Raw genomic sequence first — 20,638 nt, forward strand, 5'->3', positions numbered from 1 at the left:
GTTAAACACTAGTAGCGATACAAGAGCGTGCCCAAACCCGTATGATCAGAATTGGTTTTTTCCGGAGTATAACCAGCAGAACTAACTACTTGTGCCGTAAATGGATGAGTTATCCCTGTTAAGGTAAATAACTTATTGCACATTTCATAAACGGGTGAAAATACCCCGCGCCCGGTTGGCGAAATTGTTGCCCATGCCGGATGCACATTACATGGGTCAGCGAAATTTGCATTGTAGGGAACCGTATTTCCCAAATTATAATTAGCTAAATACTCCATACCCGCTACAAGCCTGTTATTAGAAAAAGTGACCAGGTTAGTACTTTGATTATAGGCCATAAAAGCAGTTTCAACTAAGTGTGCAACACCACCCTGAGGATGCCCCTGATCCCTGCCGGCCTCAACTGCTTGGCCAGAGGTTTCTGCAATGTACTGGTTAACCCCGGCACAGCCATCAGGTGTTCCATTAGCTTTAAAAGCGTTGCTGAAACCATTTTTATAAGCATCAACAGCATAATCAAATAATGTAGAATCATCACAGAAGATCGCAACCGACATACAGCCAGATAATGCAGCAGTACCCCAATTAGAAGAGCGTGATCCTCCAGTTCCGATACGTGGCCATACCACTGATTTAAACCAATCTTTAGCATTAGCCACATCGGTAGCTGACCAGCCTGCCGAACCATTAAAAGCTGTTGCCAAAATTTCGGCTGCATTGGCCATTTGGGTTGCGCCCAAGCCTGTTCTCAGTGGGTCTGTAGTCATTGAATCAACCGTATTTACCCAGGTATTAATAATGTTTTTTGCTGTATTTGCATAGCTGATATCATTCGAAGCCACCCATTTTATGGCCAGCACATAGGCGGCGTGTCCATGGTTCTGCAATAGGTATGCGTTGGTAACTGTGCTTGAAAGCCCTGTTGGCTGATAGTTAACGCCAGCATCGGTATTTTTAATGGCGTTCCAGGCAGAAATCCATGGCTCGGTATTGGAGGCAACATTTGCCCTTGTTAAACTAAGTGCCGATTGCGTATGCAACGCACCGGGATGGACCGCTAATACGGACTGGGTTGTATTTGTTCCTGTATTTGCCTTACGCATTGCTGATGAATCTATTTTATTAACAGATTCATTTGTTTCTTCTGGTTTTTGACACGAATAAGCAAATAATACATTTAGTAATAGTATTGCTTTAACTAAAATTTTGATTTTCATAATGATAAGAATTTTATTAATTTTTTTTATTTGTATCCAATTCAGCGTTCAACTTGTGCTAACAACTTCATCATTGCTATTTTTTAACTACAGTTTAAGCTGGTTATTAGGTAGACAGTAAATATTGAAATGCATACTCTTCCAAGGATATTTATTAAGCCTTTTTCCGGGTGTTACATATTTATTTTAGCTGTTAAATGTTATGCACAATAACAACAATTATTATCATTTACTCATATTCAGCTTACCTTTTACAAGACGGTTTGGACTTCTCTTTGTCACCATATACAGTACTAATTGTCTGTATAGAATCGCTTCGATCAGCAGGATTTATGACCTGATTGCCAGATAGAGAAATATTATAGTTCAGTATAGGATTTGTACTTAGAAAAGGAATGTTTCTTTTTATTATACCAATATTGGTTGCGCTGGCACCTCCATAAAAATTTATTGAAACTAAGGTATCTAGTGCGGCAGTAGTCCAAAGATTGGCCCAAGAAAACTTACAGCTGTAATTATTAAGTTCTTCTTCATACCAGCTGCTAACACTGGCAGAAAAATTTCCGTTTATTTGAGGAACAACCATAGCAGAAAATAGCTAATTGTTAATGATGTAAACATTGCCATTTGTACTTACCAATTTGCCATCTTCTTTTTAACATCCACATAAAAACAAGGCAATTAAAAGACAAAAAAAATATTTTTTGATGTTTCATCTTTTATTATCTCAATCTTATTCATAATTATAAGTATTTATATATTGATTGGATTCTTCACAATTAATGGATTAATAGCCTTGGTTCTGGATAATTGATAGAGACCTCATTATTTCGTTTTGAGGAATTGGCCGGTGATAGTTTCTAGGCGACAAGAAATTAAGCTTATCTAATGTAACTACATTAAAGTTAAAAGAACCGTCTGAATTTCTCACAACCTGCATACCATGCATCTCCTTATTCATTACATCCAGAGCAATTTCCACCTGCGAATATCCCAGTAGCGGTGTTCTTCAAAAGCGAGTTCAACCTGACGCTCGTTTTGAATAATTTTTCGCATCTCCTCTTTAGTCATTCCTGTTTTAAGCATGTACATACCATCTGCTCCTGCAGTTATACCTGCTCTGTTCCTTATGTCTTTTAACCAAATATATGCCTGAGTATTTGGTCATATGCTTTGAAGAACCATTATAAGATACCGTTTGATAAAATCTCGGGGCGCGTTTCAGATACATGTTTGTCCCAACACCAAGATAAGCCGAAGCGAGATCTGTTATTGCCTTTTCCATTTGCCATTCCAAAGGCATTAACAACTTCTGTGTTGCTGAAAATATACTTCTCCTCCACGGCTCGGCGGATTTCAAGCAGATGAAACCTCCAGAAATGTATTATTTCCCCGATTATAAAAAAGATTTGTTCACTATTTATCGCTCGTTTCTGAAAGGTATTATAAGACAAAAATCAGAATGGGTATTCAAATATTGCATATGAATAAGTATGGCTTAATTAATTTTTTTTAAAGAACTATATTACTTTTTGTAGTTTTTTTTAATAATAATGAGTATATATTAACTACTTAAGTGTCTATTAATTGGATATTTCGTTAAACTTCCGGTTAATAGATACAAGTGCTACTGTTAACTTCATTATTACTAAATCTTCAGAATTCATTTAATTTAACCATTATGAAAAAAATTATTATTATTTTACTAGCTTTTAATAGCATTATAATTGCATGTAGGAAAGTTCAGGAACCTGCTAATACATTTAGTTCGAAAAACAAGAATGCCATAGCAGCTAACCTCACTAATGAGATTGATTCGCCCTTTACGCATCCCGGAATCTATCATACCCAAACAGATCTTGACCGCATAAAAAATGTGGCAACCCAGCAAACCGAACCGTATTACACTGCCTACTTGGCTTTTAAAGGCCTTAACTTATGTCAGCTAACCTATACGCCAAACCCGGTGGTAAACGAAACCTATGGTGTTGGCCAATTCCAGGTCAGAAATGATTCTCAGGCTGCTTATTATCAAGCTTTGTTAGGACACATTACAGGTAATGTTGCTTATTTTAACAAATCAAAAGAAATTATAAACGCCTGGACTAATACGTTGCAAACATTTGATCAAACCGACCACCTGTCAGCAGGTCCTGCGGCTATTAATTTTTCTAATGCCGGAGAGATTCTCAAAACCAACAGTTCGGTATGGGATAGTACATCAAACGCTAAACTAGTGTCGATGCTCGAAAATATTATCTATCCAGCACTGGCACACATACATGATGCGAATCATGGAACTACCTGCATAAACGGCATCATCGCTATGGCCGTTTTTTGTAATGATCACGAAAAGTTTGATTATGCAGTCAGGGCATTTAAAAATGAACCCGGCGTGGATGGTAATGGTTGCTATAGTGCAAATACCTATATCCATGCGAGTGGACAAAATAATGAGAGCGCCCGTGATCAGCCGCACGCTTCGGGAGGCGTTGGAGGACTGGTAAATAGTGCGATGATTGCTTATAATCAAAATCTCGATTTATTTGGTTTTGAGAACAATAGGTTGCTTGCTGGAGTTGAACACCTGGCAAAATTCAATTTATGGTATGATGAAGACCCTGTTACATTTGTTGATTGCGCTGGCGCCGTTCACAATAAGCTTTCTACGATCGGCCGAAGACCAAACCAAAACGTATCTTTCAATACTGCAATAATGTACTACGAAAAGAAAGGGTTAAATTTACCCTATTCAAAAATGCTTGCTAATGTGAACTATCCAACGCAATTTGGTGATGATTTTCTTTTTAGGATAGATAATTCTGCTACAATTCCTTCTTTTGTAGTTCCAAGAGCTTCAGAGCCTACAGATGTGCAGGTATACAATGATGGTAGCTTTGGTGGAGGTTTAATCAGGCACTTAGCAGCAGGGAATTATACAACATCAGCTTTATCTGGTGCAGGAATAGTAAACAATTCTGCCTCATCCATTCGCATACCTGCAGGCTGGTATGTAGAACTTTATGACAATGATAATTTTACCGGAACCCCTGTGATTCTTAAAGAAAGCTCGAGCTTTCTGGGTGAATTTTCACTTAATGATAAGGTATCATCCATGAAAGTGTTTAATACGGGAGGAAATACATTCAAACAAATTTTTGCTGAGGGTTTCAACTCTAAAAATGATCTTACTACAGAACTTTGCGGCGATGCCGATGGAAGACGAAATTTGGTTAAAACCCGTAATAACTCCTATGCATCCTTTAATAATGTCGACATTAATGGCGCCACAGGGTTTAAAATAAGAACCGCAGGAAATGCAGGAACAGTAGAGGTTAGAATCGGTGGTATAGGAGGCACATTACTAACAAGTTTGCCGGTTGCGGCATCTGGAGGAAGCCAGACCTGGATTACAACCACCGGAACGTTTCCTACAGCTGCAAGTGGAAATCAGACGATATACCTTGTATTTAAGGGTGGCTCGAGTAATTTATGTAGCGTACACTGGTTTAGATTTACCAAATAGGTTTACTTTCCATTCCCTAAGAAATCCATGCCAATGAATCAAAAATACATGGCATGGATTTTTTAATATGAAATATTGATCTAGCTTGGCCGTACAAGTTGGCCAAAAATTGACTGCGATTGAGTAAATATGCTTAAAGCTTTCAATTGATATGGTTTTCAATACAATAAAAATCACTAATGCAAATCGCTGTTCTGGAGTATATTTTGTCCTAAATTTTAAATTTGTTAAATCTTTGTAATAATGCAATAACTTGATGAAAGCATTTATAATTTTAGTTTTTTATTTTGGAATTGTGAAGTTTTCCAAGGCCCAGCAAACCGAAAAATGGGGCGATCAGGGAAATGAAACCTACCGCAACCCGATACTTCCTGCAGATTACTCCGACCCTGATGTTATTCGTGTAGGTAAAGATTATTATGGCATTTCATCTACCTTACAAGAATCACCCGGAATGGTTGTGATTCACTCCAAAGATTTGATAAATTGGAAAATAATCGGCCATGTTGTAAGTGATATTTCCACTTTGGGTGAAGAGATGAACTGGAATAAAATGCAGGGATACAATCAAGGTATATACGCAGGAAGCATCAGGTTTCATAAAAATAAATATTATGTGCATTTTACAACAAGGAAAACTGGCTGGTGGTTGGCAACTGCCGATAAACCTGAAGGTCCATGGACCCTCTCGCAAATGAAAGATATGGAGGGTAAAAAACTTGCAGGTTATGGATGGGACGATACTTGTCCGCTTTGGGATGATGACGGTAAAGCATATATTATTGCATCTAATTTTGGTAAGCCTGAATGGTGCCCCAGGATATTTAAAATGAGTGAAGATGGAACGCAATTACTGGATGGTCGCGTAATAAATGAACTTGAAAATGCAAAATACCTTGATGTTATTGGCGGCTACATTACACACCCCTACCGCACAACAGAAGCAAGTAAACTATTTAAACGAAACGGATACTATTATTTTTATTTTAGTGAGGTGCGTAAAGCTTACAATTCAACGCCACGAATACCCATATTGTTGCGTTCAAAAAATATTTATGGCCCTTACGAATTGAAGGAATTAATGTATTCGCATGGCCATGCTGTTGATAAAGAGCCAAATCAAGGCAGTATAATTGATTCTCCTGACGGTAAGGTTTGGTTTTTCCTGACGCACCATGGTACAGGCGATTTTTCTGGCCGTTTTTTAAGTTTATTGCCGGTAAAATGGCAAAATGACTGGCCGGAAGTGAGCGAAGATCTAGACGATGATGGAATAGGCGAAATGGTTTGGGGGCCTTTGCCAAAAGTTGTTAAAGACAATACAAACATCAGGATGCAAACTGATGATGAGTTTTCTTCACCAAAACTGGGTCTCCAATGGCAGTGGAACCACCAGCCAAAAGCAGATAAATGGTCACTTGCTGAACATCCGGGTTATTTGCGCTTACATGCATTTAAACCCTTGGAAAAAGGTATTTTTTTTAAGGCAGGAAATACGATAGGGCAACGGTATTACCGGAGCGAAAAAGGTATTTCGACATTTAAAATGGATATTACAGGGATGGCTGAAGGACAGGAAGCCGGATCGGTACATTATGATGGTGGAAATGCTTACGCCTCGTTGGGCGTTATTGTTGTTAACGGAACTAAAAAGATTGTTTATAAATTGAAGAAAGATAAACAACCAGCTAAAATTACCGATGGACCAACCTTACCTTCTGAGGCAAAGCTAATTTACATTAGAAATACGGTTAATTTTGAGGGATTGGCCTATTTTGAATATAGCTTAGATAATAAGAAATTCACAAAAGCAGGTGGTTTTTCTCAATTCACCTGGGCATCTTACCGGGGAACTCGCTTAGGCATTTACACCTTTAACAATGACCAGGAAAGCGGATATGTTGATATTGACTGGTTTCACTATCAGTTTAAAAACAAATAATGGTTTATAATTCATAGATTATACCTTAATAACCTGAGTTAGATTATTTAAAATACGTTTCAGGATGGCTGTGAACGTTTTTAAGAGCGTTCGTCAATACGAAGCTTTGTATGGGCAGAAGCAATCTTTCCTAGCTAAATAGATTGCTTCATGCCTCACAATGACGTAAATGGTGATTAGTCCCTGCTTTTAAGTATTATTTTTTATAGAGCACAATGGTAGATTCAGGTTCTATTATTATTTTGTATTTAGTACCTACATCTTTTTTAGATACCAGTTCTTTTGAATTTTGAAATTCTTTAGGGATGGTAAATTCATAATTTTTATTCTTCCTGGTATTCATCGCGATTAGATATTTGCCATAAACCATGCAATAGAAATCCGCTTTACCGGCATAAACATTTTCGTCGCCAGGCTTAAATTTTACCCCAGCAGGAATTTTTGCTATAGGTAGTTCTTCTCCTGTGTGAGCCGATTTTATACTCGGATACCATTCTTTATTTGCAAAGCCCATATTTACCCAATCCGGGCGTTTATACACCATACCGGATGCCTGATATTCCGAATGGATGTAAATATTAGATATAAAATCATTTTCAGGCGTCATGTAATGTACTTTAGCCAGGTTATTAATTGCATTTCTAGCCCGCCAGTATAGTGAGGCATAAAGCCTTTCGTTACCATTTTTTATGGCTACAACACCGTCTTCTTCGTCTGAAAATATAAAATCGGGCATTCCTGCCGACATAGGCAAACGGAAGTTCTCTGCTTTTTTTGTTTTTATCCATTCATAATCATCCGGAATGGTGAGCAAGCTTTTAGTAACCCTGAGGCCTTTAAGTTTCATCTTATCTGAAACCACCTTAAAAAACTGGTTATCACCAATCATCTGCTGTGCAATACCAATAGCGTGTGTATCGTGAGTGGAAGCAGCGGTCATCAGCGGGCTGGCATCCCAGGCTATTGCCCTATCGCCATAAATCACATCTCCCGGGTAGTGAGAATTATCCCTCCAGCCAATTACGGCTTCTATCCGCATGGCCCTTTTACCATCCTCGTCTGCTGCAGGGTACCGGAAATACCCCCTGGCCGCCATCATCTTTAAAAGCTGTTTCCTAATTTCAGGATCACCGGAATTGGCAACACCTTCTTTTCCGGTTGCATTGAAAATATCCACCACCCAATCCAATACCTCACCATAGTACCCTACAAATCCGAGTTCTTTGGTTAAACCTTTACTCGTTAACTGCCAGTAATTATCCCCAAGGTTACGCTCGGGTCCATTTGGCGTTTCTTTCCCCAGCCACGGCCTAAGTCCAACTGACTGGTACAGGTAGTCGAGTGTCTGCTTTTTTGGGAGTGCCTTATCTCTATCAAGTAATCTAAGTGCCTCATTACAGTCATATAAAAAAAGATCGATAATCATAGACTGATTGGTATACTGACGTCTGTGCGTAGTGCTATATTTTATAGCCTCTTCCATCAGTGTTGACCACGCTTTACGACGAGATACCTGCCTGCCCGAGCCGTCATCAAATTCTTTATCCAGAGCCGGACTGATCTCAGTCCAGAGTTGGCGGATGGCTCTTCCAATCGGACCCGTAACCAGCCACTCATAATTATAGATATTGGGATCTGAATAGATGATGCCGGGATCTTTAACGTATTTGCGATAATGGTCATCAATTCCCAATATGATCCGATCAATTACCTGGCTGTTTTGATAGGCCGTGGTCCATTTGATTTTACTAGCCGCAGAAAGAAACATGATTTCATGCTGGTTTAATGGTTTATCGCGTTTTAAGGTGGTTGCAATTTCATTATTTACTCTTTGTTTAAGTTCATCTATTACCTCCTCTCCAGGTTCATTTCTTAATGGAAGATTTAAGATAGCCCTACCTTGTTTTTCTTTTTTTTCAGGTTGAATTTTAGTTGTTGTATGGGTATAGGCTTTATAAAATCCTAATGAACTAGCCGTCATATTTTTTTGATACTGTGCAAAATTGGTTCCATACGCCCAAATTTCTCCGTACGAACGGATTTCAAGATTAATCTCGCTCTTACCTTTGGTCATCTTTAATGGAAGCGGAAGGGTAACATAGAAAAAACGCCCCTGCAACGGCGCTTGTCCGTTGCCAAGATAAAGAAAATCAATGTCGCCTAGATGCCTGTAGCCAATCTGTTTTCCTTCGGCAAAAAGCATAATCATCGATCTATCTTTATCAGAACCCCATAACTTTACACTAAAATAATTTTGTGCATTTGGGTCTATGCTCATCTTGAAAGCCATTGTACCACCATCAAAAGCAACTGTTTTCCGGGGAAGTAAAATTCTCGCTGGCTCATTTAACCCACCCTCTATAATTTCTGATTCGTTTGCCTTAAGACTATGTTTTTCCTCAGAACTGGTGTTACCAAAATCGAGTACATCATTATTTGTGCGCTGGGCCATTACTGCAGTTGAATGGCTCACCAGTATGCTTATTAGCCCTAATAAATAAAGCTTCTTATATAATTGCTGAATTCTATACATTTTTCGATTTCTGGTTAAATTAAAAATATCTGAAAGCCCTGACTTTATACCTGTATGTTTTACTAAAACCGGTTACGGATGAAGCGGCGGCAGGCCCCATAAATACGTAATTGGCATTTCCGATATTTGTAGAAACTTCTGAAGAACTCCAATACACAGTTTCCGCAATATTTCCGATTACAGATTTTCTTGTTCCCAGCAAAGATAATTCAAGTGATGATGGTAGAAACCAATCCGTATAGCCTCCGCCTCTGTAATCCGTACATAGTTTTGCGGCATAACTGCCATCGCCGAATGTTGCAATAATTTTTGCGGTGTTGGCGGCACCCGTACCAATCGCAGTACCCGTAGCAGTTGTCGCATCCAGACTACCCGGTGTCCATGGAGCAGACGTTGAGATGTCATCTTCAGACACGATATAGCCACGCTGAACACCCGAAACCGTCAATAAATGAACAATAATTCCGCCCGCATAAAATTGTCCCGCAACTAATGTTCCTGTCGGAACAACGGTAAAGGTGGTTTCGATTTCAGCGGCACCATAATTTCTGGAAGCACTTTGCACGGCTTTTATTGTTGTGGTACCCACGCCTGCAATGCGGATTGTAGTTCCTGAAACCGTTGCCACAGCGGCATTACTGCTGGAATAAGAAAAGCTGCCATCACTGTTGCTCTGTGGCGCTCTGATCGTAAATTCGGGGTCGCCAACTGCCCTTGTGGGCACTATAAAGCTTAGTGTCGGTATAATTTTATCCTCTTTTTTGCATGAGGCCAGGAAAACGACCAGAAGCAGGTATATAATCTTTTTCATCGAAATGGTTTTAACCGTAAATAATCATCAATTTTTTTAATGGGTATGAATTAATTAACTTTAATCGTAAGCTGTTTAACCACCTCTTTCACGCCGGCTCCGGTCGCATTATTGGCAACAAAAGTTACAATGTAAGTTCCGGGTTTGGTAAAGGCATAAGAATAATTTTCTATTACAGCCGAAAATTTCTTGATCCCTACAGCTTTATCAGGTGTAACAGCCGATGCCTTGAAACCCCGGGAGATCAACCAATCTTCATCACTCAACCCATCAACGCCCGCTTCAAAAGTAGCAGATGTTGAAAAAGACCACTTCAATGAATCTTTTACAGAAGTTCCCTTATAACTGAAACTGTTAAAGCCTGCAAGCTTATTGTCTGTATCAATTGTACCATGCGTAAAAACCGTTCCGTTGGGGAACTTATTTTGAAAAATAAACTTGCTCATTGTCCACCTCCTGGCTCGTGAAGCGGCAGAATTGATGGTACTTCTGTACCGGAATGCCAGAAAGAGGGTATCTCTTGAATTTCTAAAATCTGCAACATTTACCGAATCAGAAATTGTTGCAGCGGTACTATTCGCAGCCGGAAACTTCGCTCTTGACGTAATATCAGTCCATGTTGCGTTCCGTATGCCCGCAGAATCTACACTACCCGAAAAATCATTAGATACAAATAACCTTAAATTATCTATTTGGCCGGTATTTCCTGCTGCCAACGCGGTTAACTGCGTTGTAAAATGTATAATGTTGCGTGCATTTGGCGCCGAACTCCTTTGCGTATTCACATATTCCTTGCCGGGTTCGCCCGAATAAAAACTGATGTTATCGGGAACACCCCTGAAAGCAAACTCCACAGGCTCGTTTACCACCACATTGGTTTTATTAGCTGTTACCTCAAATAAAGGCACTTCTAAATTATAATCTTTTCTACAGGCAGTTCCCAGGAAAAGGATTGCCAATAATATAGACAAGTATTTTCTTTTTTTCATTTTATAATGTTTTTTTGCAATCATTTAATAACCCGGATTCTGAGTGATTTTTTTATTGAGTGTAACCTCTTTTAATGGAATCGGCCAAAGGATATTGTTCGGGGTGATTTGGTTAACGGGCGCTATTGCATTTCCGCTGGAAGCAGCCGGCGCAGCCGGAATATTTGGATCACCTCCAGCGATATCGTTTGCCAGATCCTTAACCGTACTGTACAAAATACCCCACCGTTTAAGGTCCTGGTAACGCAAACACTCAAACGCCAGTTCCCTGTACCGCTCGTCCTTTATGGCCTGTGTGAGCTGGGCAGCATTGAGTCCGGAAAGTAAAACCGAGCCGGCGTGATTGCTCAATACTGCGGTAACAGATGTAGGTCTTTCACCAACATAGGTAAATACAGCTCCGGTGGTTGCTGCAGCAGATGCCCCTGTTGTATTTGTTGGTGCAGTGGCAGTTGAGGTACCTGCAGTGGTAATGCGGTATTGTCTGGTTCCAACAGCAACATAATCGTTCAAAGCATATGGTGTACCGGTGGTCCAGTTGCCTTTTCCTATGGTTAACACCGGAGCAGAGCTATATCCTGATCCAGGATTGATTACCGAGACAGACAGTTTACCGGCTGTTACAAATGCGACAAATGAAGCCCCTGTTCCTCCGCCACCGGAAGAAGATATTAACGGCGCAGAGGTAAAGTTTGTGCTTGACGCATTTACAACGTTTACATTATTGATGATATTTGTTGTGCTGAATGCCCGCTGACGTACGAGGTTAATGGCATTTAATGCGGCAGTTGTTGGTCCGTTAATATAGTTTTCAGCTTCGGCAAACATGAGTAAAACATCTGAGTAGCGCAGTAGCGGGAAATTAATTGCACTACCCCGGAGTATGCCCCTGCTCACCAAATCTTCTTCCTCTCTCCTCCACTTGGCAGGATTACGATCCCACAATACCGTTTCATTAACATAATTGCGTACAACAACAGCGCTTGTGGTTGAACTGGTGAAATTATAATTTGCAATGGTCCTGTCTCTTCTCAGGTCTCCGGGCTGATAGGCTTTTAATAATCTGGGATGTACCATCAGATTGCCTTCGCAAAAACCGGTATCCACGCCGCGTGTCGGGCTAACTGCTTCTGATATCATACGCACGCCAACAAAACAGCCTACCGGTCCCCCCTGGTTCTGGGTTACTGCCGGTCCACTGTACGAATAACCAATTTCCCAGATGTTTTCAGTATTGTATAGGTTTTTTGCTTCGTCGACAAAGGGCTTACTAAACTGCGGAAGTAAGGTATGTTGTCCTGAACTGATGAGTTTATTTGACCAGAAAAGTGCATCCTTATAACGGGCTACATCTTTTAATGGCTCACCTGCAGCATGCAGACATACCCGGGCCAGTATACCCTGAACGGCATCCTGCGTTACGCGGTCAGCATAGCCTAAGCTGGCTGAGGTCTGATCTTTTAAAAGTCCTTCTGCCAGGATCATATCTGCAATAATCTGATCATATATTTCTTTTAAAGATGCCTTTGCCATTTGTCCTTCTTCTACAGTCTTCGAAGCAGAAAGTCGCAGGGGAACACCTCCATACCATTGTACAAGTAAAAAATAATAATAACCCCTTAAAAAGTAAGCTTCTCCCTTCGCCTTATCAATAACAGACTGATCTATTTTACCCGAAGCACTTCCGATATTCTCCAGAAAAGTGTTTATATAATTGATAGCTGAATAACAATTATCCCAATAGGCCGTAATGGTGCCATTTCCGCCGGTAGACGAAAACGTAGCTGGTCCGTTTGGCGCACTTCTGTGGTAACCCTCATCACTTGCGGCATTGGAAAGCTGCATCCAGTCTCTGCTTAAAGCCGAATTTTTCAGGTTTGAATAAATTCCGGAGATGGCAAAATCAATTTCGGTTTTATTGGAATAATAATTAGATGTTATGGCAAAATCGGTTGGTTCAGTAGCGAGGTATTTTTTGCAGGATCCGAACATCAACACACTACAGATGCCTGAAAATAAGATGATATAATATTTCATAATTTCTCTGTTTTATAACGTTACATTTAAGCCAAATACAATTACTCTTGTTCTCGGATATGGCGAAAAATCAAATCCAGGTGTTGTAGGTGAGTTCTTTGTCGACACTTCTGGATCCGGCCCTGTGTATTTTGTCCAGGTGTATAAATTCTGACCGGAAATATATAACCGGGCATTTGTAACTTTTATCTTTTTTAAAAGTTTTTGGTCGAAACTATAACCCAATGAAACCGTTTTTAACCGAAGAAAGGAAGCATCTTCAACAAATCTCGAACTAAACGATCGGATGCCGAATGCATTGGCATTGGCCCCGGGGTACTGGCCATCATCATTCTGAAGGGTATAATAATCTGCATAGCTGGCAAACATATTAAGGCCTAGTCCTCTTGTATCACCAGTTGATTGTCCTTCATTTACGGTTCTGTTTCCGTTATAAACCTGGTTGCCGTACGACCATTGTAAAAATACGTTTAGGTCAAATGCCTTATAGGTAAAATTGTTGGAAATACCGCCTATATGTTTGGCGTATGGATTACCAATAACAGCATAATCATTTTCGTTGATCAATCCATCGTTGTTTAGATCCCTGAATTTTACATCACCCGGTTTTACCGATACGGGATTGGTGCCCGGATATGGAACCGTACTTTTCAGTCGGTAAGTGGTCTCTGTGCCGTTCCTAATCACGTCGAAATCTGCAAGACGATACAGGCCGTCGTAGACATAGCCAAAAAACTGAGCAACTTGCTGTCCCAGCTTCGCAATGTATAAAGGCTGACTGGCATAATCCGTACCGAAAGTTGAAGAAGCAGAGAGTTCTTCCCTGACTTGTTGGTTACGTGAAAGAGACAGTACTTTATTTTTATTGAAAGAGATATTTAGATTTGTTGACCAGATAAAGTTGGTTGTTTTAATATTGGTTGTGTTTAACGAAAACTCGAGCCCGTCATTCTGTATATCTCCTATATTTTCAACCGTGGTATTGAAACCCAGGCTGGAGGGAATATTCGAGGTAAGCAAAAGGTCGTAGGTTTTCTTTTTATAGTAATCTACCTCCAGGTAAAAACGATCTTTTAAAACACCGATTTCAAGGCCGAGGTCGAGCATCCTTGAGGTCTCCCATTTCAAATTCGGATTGAACATCTTGGTTGGAATGGCTCCGTTAGTGATGATTCCATTAAAAGAATATCGTGTTGTCGTACTGGATCCGGATAGCTGTACAGGAGATGAATAGGCATAATCACTTACGCGGTTATTTCCGGTAACACCATATGAGGCCCGTAATTTTGCGGTACTTATAGCCTTTAAGTTTTTCATAAAATCCTCACCCGTAATCTTCCACGCTACTGCTCCTGTGGGGAAATAGCCCCATTTATGTCCTTCATAAAATTTAGAAGAACCATCTGCCCGGATAGAAGCTGTAAGCAAATACCGGTCTTTATAAACATAATTCACCCTTCCTAAAAAAGAAGCCAGCGTATTCTCGCTCGAACTGGAACCTACGCTGAAAGGCGTTCCTTCATCAAGTCCGGATATGCCCAGTTTTTCATTTGGAACCTGTATTGCCGAAAATGAACTCGCCTTAAATTTATTCCGCTGATTAGTGAAACCCACCAAAGCATTTATGGTATGGTCTTTACCGATTTTTTTATCATAAGTAAGGGTATTCTCGTTCAGAAAGCTGTAACTGTTACTCGAGTTTATTCCACCGCTCATTCCGTTGGTTGCGCCCTGACCCGTTAACGGACTGCCGCCCCTGGTAAAAGTATTGTTAAAAAATTCAGTACGACCGGTATTATAGGTGATGCCTACCGTACTGCGGAGTTTTAAGTCTTTTAAAAACCGGTATTCTACATAGCCGTTGGTTTGAAGGTTATTTACGTTATTATTGTTCACGGTATTTAGTGCCAATAGATAAGGATTTAACCTATCGAGGTCACGGTCTCCCGCCTCATCGTCCTGAAAACTGTTTTCCAGGGCATCAAGATTACCGGAACTGTTTATCGGCCGATAACTCCATACATTCTGTAAAAGATTAAACTGTGGACTATTCTGTGTTCCGGAACCGATACCCTGTGATTGGGTACTGGTTTGATTACCAAACGCTTTTGTTGCAGCGTAATTGGCTACCAGACCAACTTTAAACTTTTTACCCAGATTCTGATCCAATGTCATTCTTCCCTGATACCGTTTAAAGCCACTGGCAATAACCAAACCGGTTTGATCTACATAGTTGCCTGAAATATAGTAATTGGTTTCACCAGATCTGCCCGACATGGTGAGGCTATAGTTTTGAAAAGGTGCAGCTTGAAATACTTTATCCTGCCAGTCTACAGTTTCCACATTCCGGTAAGATTCCAGGGTTTTACCTTCGGTAAAATATACACCACGGGCATAACCGGGACTAATATCCTGCTGAAGCCTCACAAAATCGTATGCATTCAGCAGTTCCATTTTCTTTAAAATATCCTGTGTACCCGCATAGCCTTTAAAAGAGATATTGGGTGTGCCGGCCTGACCGCGTTTTGTTGTAATAACCACAACACCATTGGCGCCGCGGGCACCATAAATTGCCGTAGAGGATGCATCTTTCAATATCGTTATCGATTCAACGTCACTCGGATTAATACTGTTGAATGCATTGTCTTCTTGCGGAAAACCATCTACTACGTAAAGAGGACCTGCACTTGACGTTATCGAACCGGTACCCCGAATCAAAATCTCCGATGCGGCGCCGGGCTGTCCGTCGGGAGAGGTAACCTGAACCCCCGCCACCCTCCCGGCGAGTGCCTGATCGAGGGAATAAACCGGCGCCTTGTTGATGTCTTCCATTTTAACAACACCAACGGCCCCTGTCAAATCCTTTTTTCTTGAAGTTCCATAACCCACAACCACCACATCCGTTAAGCTGCTGCTCGATTCCTTAAGTACAATCGTTAAATTTGTTCTTGGCCCAAGTTCAATTTGTTGGGTTACATAACCTATATAAGATACAACCAATATCGGCTTGGCTACTTCCTTTGGAATCTTTATAGAAAACTTACCGTTATTAATGGTTGTTGCAACAGTCTGCGTACCCTGAATGCGGATGCTGACACCAGGTATAGCTTCTCCGGATGCCTCCGTCACAATTCCCGTAACGGTTTTATCCTGTGCAAAAAGATTTAAATGGAAAATAATCAACAACAGGAAAACCAGAATTTGACTTACTTTTTTTAATAAGTTTCCTCGAATACGTGTGAGATTCTTAAGGTAGCTGGTAAAACTTTTTTTCATCTATATTTGGTTATTTGTCTGGTTATTGAATAATTAATAAAAACTGTCTGCAGTTAAAAATGTATTTTCAAAATACATTGGATGCCCGAAATTTCATAAATCAGTTTGGTTAGCATTTTTTTTAACTTTAGAAATTCCTTGCATTGATTCTCAATCTCTGAAGTTAATTTGTATTAGGACAAAAATATTTTTGATCGATACCCATGATGGTTGAAAAATATTTTGAACAGCTCAAATTTATTAAGAACTTTTATGTGTAATCATGAAGATGATTGTCGTCAATGTGGGCATAGTCGAAGGATAATTTGCTCTCCTGGAGCTATAATACAGGATTGCTTAATCCGTCATTCTCGCGAAAGCGGGAATCTTAATAGAAAGTAGCAAGGTGAAAAACCTTCATCCGCCTGCCGGCACCTTCCGCCTTAAAAAGGAAGGGTTCAAGAGTAGGTTAAGCTATGCTACTCAATCGTCTTTCTCAGGAAGGTGGGAACCTTAATACGTATGCCAGATAACAGTTTCCAAAACCACTCTTTTTTGAAATGTTAATTTTAATCATTATTAATTCCTCCCCCCTCCAAAGGTGGATAACATGATGCTTAAAAAACCTTTATTATTGAAAACGCAGGGCTTACTTCAATCCAGCCATCAGCCCTTTTCGAATCAAAAAACAGTGTATCTTAAGTTTCAATGCTACGGTAAAATTTCCTCTGTTGTACAGAAAATTATTCATTATTGAGGCGTATCATTTGATCGCTTGTAATCTACCCATTTAAAATATGCCTTAGCTGTAGATTTCTTACCATTACCGGTAGCATACAGGCCAATATACGCACCCACAAAACCACCGAGCGTTTCTGAAGAAATAAATTTGGTTTCCAGACGGCCAATTGTTTGATAGTTGGTATTTCGTGTTGACGAATAAGAAAAAGTATAAAATATCCCATCTGATTGAACCCTTAACCGGTTATTTGGTCCGGCACATTCTATTGTAGCTAATTCTTGTTGCAAAGATCCGAGGGTATACCTCAATACAATAAAATAGTTTTTACCATCCGTTTTCTGAAAGAGATCATAATGTCCTTCTTGACGATGATAAATACTTAATCCGGCTTCTTCATTTACATTAACAGGCTTAAAATCTATTTGGGTTTCGGCTGTAAAAGATAAATCCTTTTGCCTAAAACCTAAAAAAGTAGGCTGATTACCAGCACTTAAAGAATATGAGGCTCCGTTTAAAGTTAGCCATCCTTTTCTTTCGCTAAGTGAATAAGCATTACTATCGGGATTTTTGATGAAATTCCAGCGCAATGACCACCTTTCCTGATTAAATGCTTCATGTTCAGGAATATCAGACACTTTAACCTGAGGCAGCGTTTTCACATCCATATTAAGATCTACTGTCCCATTCTTATTGATGATGGGCCAATTATTTTTATCCCAGGTAAGTGGTGCAAGAAATGTTTCCCTTCCGATATGATGATGGCTTCCACGCTGTCTGAAAGCCAATAAAACTGTCCACCAGTTACCATCTGTATCCTGAACAAAATCTGCATGTCCTGTTCCTTGTATGGGGTTTCCCTGCGCATTTTTATTCTTATGCGTAAGAATTGGATTTGAAGGATTACTTTCAAACGGGCCCCAAGGACTTTTGCTTCTGGCAATTACAACCTGATGGCCATATTCAGTACCACCTTCTGAAATCAGCAAATAATAATAGCCATTTATTTTATACAGGTGCGGACCCTCCGGATAACGGCCTCCGGTTCCTGCCCAAATGATTTTCGGACTTGTCGTTAATTTGCCTGTATTGACATCAATTTCTGCCTGTACAATTCCATCAGGATGGGTGGAGATAAAATATACTTTACCATCTTCATCAAAATATAATGAAGGGTCTATTCCATTTAATTCTTTAACCCAAATCGGGTCAGACCATGGCCCGGATGGGTTTTTAGCGGTTACAATAAAATTACCGCCATTGCGCTGGTTTGTTGTAATCAGATAGAAAGTACCCTTGTTATACCGTAATGTTGGTGCATAAATACCTGAACCTTTACTAAGATCTAACTGCGATTTGCGATTTAAACCATAACCAATCATTTTCCAGTTAATCAAATCTTTACTGTGGTATATGGGTAAACCGGGGTACCAGAGAAATGAACTGGTAACCAGGTAATAATCTTCACCAATCCTGCAAATGCTTGGATCTGGATTCATACCCGATACTACAGGGTTTTGATAACCAGCGGTTTGCGCACTAACCTGCCTTAATGCGATACCAAGCAGAAAAATAAGAAGTATTCTTTTGCTTGGTTTTGCCCATACGGGTTTAAAGTTGACAAATAAAGCCATTTCAATATATAAACTCAACGATTCCAAATCAATACAATTTCGTTTTACATTAAACGATATATCAATCTACTTTAGTAACCCGGGTTTTGACGTAAATTTTGATTTAGTACCCTTTGGTCATTTGGTAATGGAAACAAGTAGTTAATCCTTAAAAATTTCCGGTTTGAAGTTGGGTCTAGAATTAAGGCGCCATTGGCACCAGAACCATACGGATAGGCACCTGCCCGGTACACTGGCCTGGCTGGATTGGAAATATTCGGGTTATTTATGGTAGCGGCCTCGGTTGGTGTGCCGTTATAACTTATAACCATACCTTCAATCTGTTTTTTTAATTCTGTTTCAGCAATTCCCCATCTTTTCAAGTCATCAAAGCGTGTATTTTCTGCAAAAAGTTCGATTGCCCGTTCTCTTCTAATTTCACCCAGCATAGTTAAACTTGCATATGGGGCAATCAAAGCATTGGTTAATGGTGCAACGTAGGCCCTGGCCCTTATTTTATTAATCGAAAGATTCAAATCTGCATCTGAGATGGTTCCTCCGCTCAGTTCACATTTAGCTTCCGCGTAGATTAGATAAACTTCTGCCAATCGAATTTGAGGATAATCATAAGATTCTTGATAATCTGCCCTTTGCGGATGTTCTGAAACAAATTTACGGTTGATGTACCCTGCATTAACATTGGTATACAGATCTGGATAATATGGTAATATTGTGGTTGGAAAACTGAAAAGATTAATATAATTTGCTCTTGTATAATCAGCACCGGTTCCGGTGCCGAAACCCCAGTATTTCCGTTTAGGAATTTGAACCAAACTACGCATACGCCAGTCTCTGTTTTTAAATTCGTCATCCATTTTGTTATAACCGGCAAATAACGGCGAAACTGAAGGCGGTAACCCGTCTATGCAAAGATAAGTGTCCATCATTTTCCGGTTGGGAGCAAGTAATCCGGGTAAAGTATGGGTAAGGTTAGTGCCGCTAGTGGATAAATTGAAATCGTAGGTACTTTTAAGAATAAATTCTTTGATAGCTGATTTGGCTAAACCTTTAGGATTTGATTTTGTATCATCAAGGTTATACAAAAAATAGGTACTCAAGGTATCTATATCTTTAAATAACGAATAAGTGGCATCATTCATTACCTGTGAGGCCAGGGAGGCAGCTTCAGTCAGATAGGTATTAATTTTTGAGCCATCAAATCCGGCACTTCCGGCTCCAAAACTAGTTCCATCACCATCGGTAGACTGACCTACATATTTCTCCCAGGTCGCTTCGTATAATAATACCCGGGCTTTAAAAGCTTTTGCGGCCTGCTGGCTAACCTGGCCTTTGTCTGCCGTGGCAATGGCACTTTCCAGTGGCAGACCTGCAATTGCAACATCCAAGTCTTTTAAAATCTGATCAGTTACCTGGTATCGGGAATTCCTGGTGGATTGTAATTCTTGACTGGTAACATCCAAAACTGTCGTAACAACCGGAACACCACCAAATCGCTTCATCAAGAAAAAATGTTGCCATGCCCTAAAAAAGTAAGCTGCAGCAACATACCTTTTAATACCTTCCTGATCGCCTGTATATTCCGCTGCTTTTTTTATCAAAATGTTGGTGGCACGGATATAGCTATAAGGGTTGTTCCAATAAGGGTCCGTTTGGGACGCGCCAATTGCACCTTGTCCGTAAGCGGTTACACTCGCTGTTAAGTCAGATCCTGCATCTATAAAATCATAAATGGAACTGCCAGAAACCGATTTAAAACCGATCATCTTATTATAAAAATCGTTCGCTGCTGCTTTAAAATGATCGGGGGTTTTAAAGTATATGGCCTCTGTTGGTGTATCGAGAGGCTGTAAATCAAGAAATGTCTTTTTACAGGCAGTTATCATGAGTACGAACAAAATGGCAGCTGCTATTATATTTTTTAAATTTTTCATAAAAAATTCTTATTATTTATTAGA

10 protein-coding genes and 1 pseudogene are annotated in these 20,638 nt (G+C 40.0%); 2 read left to right on the forward strand and 9 right to left on the reverse strand.

All coding sequences use genetic code 11. The features are described from left to right. Positions 1 to 8 precede the first annotated feature (8 nt). Both O0931_RS09125 and O0931_RS09130 read right to left on the reverse strand, forming a co-directional pair. Positions 9 to 1,217 (reverse strand): alginate lyase family protein, encoded by a 1,209-nt coding sequence (locus tag O0931_RS09125; protein ID WP_269415254.1) that lies wholly within the window; start codon positions 1,215 to 1,217, stop codon positions 9 to 11. 960 nt (positions 1,218 to 2,177) lie between these two features. Beyond that, positions 2,178 to 2,366: pseudogene (locus O0931_RS09130) on the reverse strand (RagB/SusD family nutrient uptake outer membrane protein); the annotation flags it as partial. Between the two features lie 532 nt (positions 2,367 to 2,898). Here O0931_RS09130 and O0931_RS09135 point away from each other — a divergent pair. Next, positions 2,899 to 4,743: a carbohydrate-binding protein gene (locus O0931_RS09135; RefSeq protein ID WP_269415255.1), complete on the forward strand. Its 1,845-nt coding sequence runs from the start codon at positions 2,899 to 2,901 to the stop codon at positions 4,741 to 4,743. Positions 4,744 to 4,999: 256 nt separating this feature from the next. Further along, on the forward strand, positions 5,000 to 6,685 hold the full coding sequence (locus tag O0931_RS09140) for a glycoside hydrolase family 43 protein (RefSeq protein ID WP_269415256.1): 1,686 nt from the start codon (positions 5,000 to 5,002) through the stop codon (positions 6,683 to 6,685). Positions 6,686 to 6,881: 196 nt separating this feature from the next. Here the strand turns inward: O0931_RS09140 and O0931_RS09145 are convergent, their stop codons facing one another. From O0931_RS09145 to O0931_RS09175, 7 genes are all read right to left on the reverse strand, one after another. Continuing rightward, positions 6,882 to 9,158 (reverse strand): hypothetical protein, encoded by a 2,277-nt coding sequence (locus O0931_RS09145; protein ID WP_269415257.1) that lies wholly within the window; start codon positions 9,156 to 9,158, stop codon positions 6,882 to 6,884. Between the two features lie 79 nt (positions 9,159 to 9,237). After that, a complete protein-coding gene (locus tag O0931_RS09150) occupies positions 9,238 to 10,029 on the reverse strand; it encodes an Ig-like domain-containing protein (protein WP_269415258.1) in 792 nt (263 codons plus the stop codon). Between the two features lie 50 nt (positions 10,030 to 10,079). After that, positions 10,080 to 11,018 carry a DUF5017 domain-containing protein gene (locus O0931_RS09155; protein WP_269415259.1) on the reverse strand — a complete coding sequence of 313 codons (939 nt, stop codon included), beginning with the start codon at positions 11,016 to 11,018 and terminating at the stop codon, positions 10,080 to 10,082. A 24-nt stretch (positions 11,019 to 11,042) separates the two neighbouring features. Next, positions 11,043 to 13,055, reverse strand: coding sequence for a RagB/SusD family nutrient uptake outer membrane protein (locus O0931_RS09160; protein WP_269415260.1), 2,013 nt, complete (start codon positions 13,053 to 13,055; stop codon positions 11,043 to 11,045). A 12-nt stretch (positions 13,056 to 13,067) separates the two neighbouring features. Beyond that, positions 13,068 to 16,331, reverse strand: coding sequence for a SusC/RagA family TonB-linked outer membrane protein (locus tag O0931_RS09165; protein ID WP_269415261.1), 3,264 nt, complete (start codon positions 16,329 to 16,331; stop codon positions 13,068 to 13,070). Between the two features lie 729 nt (positions 16,332 to 17,060). Then, entirely contained in the window at positions 17,061 to 18,683 is a 1,623-nt protein-coding gene (locus O0931_RS09170; RefSeq protein WP_269415262.1) for a glycoside hydrolase family 43 protein, read from the reverse strand. Positions 18,684 to 18,754: 71 nt separating this feature from the next. Continuing rightward, positions 18,755 to 20,614 carry a RagB/SusD family nutrient uptake outer membrane protein gene (locus tag O0931_RS09175; RefSeq protein WP_269415263.1) on the reverse strand — a complete coding sequence of 620 codons (1,860 nt, stop codon included), beginning with the start codon at positions 20,612 to 20,614 and terminating at the stop codon, positions 18,755 to 18,757. Positions 20,615 to 20,638 lie beyond the last annotated feature (24 nt).

Source organism: Pedobacter rhodius, from assembly GCF_027213645.1.
GTDB classification, from domain to species: Bacteria; Bacteroidota; Bacteroidia; order Sphingobacteriales; family Sphingobacteriaceae; genus Pedobacter; species Pedobacter rhodius.